Source organism: Oleiphilus sp. HI0128, from assembly GCF_001635365.1.
On the sequence record NZ_LWGG01001271.1, the window covers coordinates 1 to 1,138 of the forward strand.

The 1,138-nt window shown below is 45.6% G+C and carries 3 protein-coding genes; all 3 read left to right on the forward strand.

Annotated features, from left to right (window positions below; translation table 11 throughout):
• The coding region (locus tag A3763_RS21400; RefSeq protein WP_231872281.1) for a hypothetical protein at positions 1-268 on the forward strand (268 nt) is incomplete at its 5' end.
• Positions 261-509 (forward strand): accessory factor UbiK family protein, encoded by a 249-nt coding sequence (locus A3763_RS21405; RefSeq protein WP_068509259.1) that lies wholly within the window; start codon positions 261-263, stop codon positions 507-509. The genes A3763_RS21400 and A3763_RS21405, both read left to right, overlap by 8 nt.
• 194 nt (positions 510-703) lie before the next feature.
• Positions 704-1,138 (forward strand): magnesium chelatase domain-containing protein (locus tag A3763_RS21410; protein WP_304440836.1); only part of this gene is annotated, 435 nt, incomplete at its 3' end.

The window sequence follows — 1,138 nt, forward strand, 5'->3', positions numbered from 1 at the left end:
AAGATTAAGTGTTATTGTTGAGTGGTGGTTTTGTTGTGGTCTTGTGGTGCGGGCTTGGATTTGGCGCACCATAATGACGCAATATCTGATGCGGGTTGGCGGCGAGCGCATCTCTTTGGTGATTTTTATAGGGGGAGGATCTGATTATTTGAAAATAGATCTGTCCTTTTTAGGGTTGTGGGTTTCGCTGGCAGGGCGTGTTAGAATAGCTCTTTTGTTTGATGTAGAAAGAATGTCCCAGGCATTCCAAGGAGCGTTTGTTGCTTAGCCCTCAAGAAGTACTTAACACCATCCACGAACAGGTTAGTCAGATATTACCTGACGCCGGAAAGTCGGCTCAAGAGGATCTGACTGCGCAACTGAAAATTCTTATTAATGGTGTCATTTCCAAGCTGGATTTAGTCACTCGTGAGGAGTTTGAGACTCAGCAATTGGTGCTGGAAACAACACGCGCCAAATTGGAACAACTAGAAAAAGATTTTGCTGAATTAGAGAAAAAGTCAGCTTGATTTAATGACGAACAGATGGAACTTGTTCGTTCTTGCACTGTACTTATGCAGTGCTTGCACTACTGAGGGGCATAATGCTGCTGATCTAAAATGGCGCAATAGTTAATACAAAGCGTATTAATGAGGCGCTTTCCGGTCTACCTGATACAGCTCCTTACCTTCTTAAACAGATATGAACTTAGCAAAGGAATGCGATGTCGTTATCTATTATCTATACCCGGGCTCAGCTCGGTGTCGATGCACCTTTGGTGACAGTCGAAACTCATCTCTCAAATGGTTTGCCATCCCTAGCGATTGTTGGGCTTCCAGAAATGGCTGTTCGAGAGAGCAAAGAAAGGGTACGCAGTGCCTTAATCAACTCTGGCTTCGAATTTCCGAATCGGCGTGTGACCATTAACTTGGCGCCTGCAGACTTGCCTAAACAAGGGGGACGATATGATCTGGCAATTGCTATTGGAGTCCTGGCTGCGACAGGTCAAATAGACTCGGAAAAGCTTGGTGAAAGTGAGTTTATTGGTGAGCTGGCCTTAACCGGAGACTTGCGCCCGGTTGCCGGTGTATTACCCACGGCTATTGCCAGCGTAAAAGACGGCCGATGTTTATTTATCCCATATGGTAACGCTGATGAA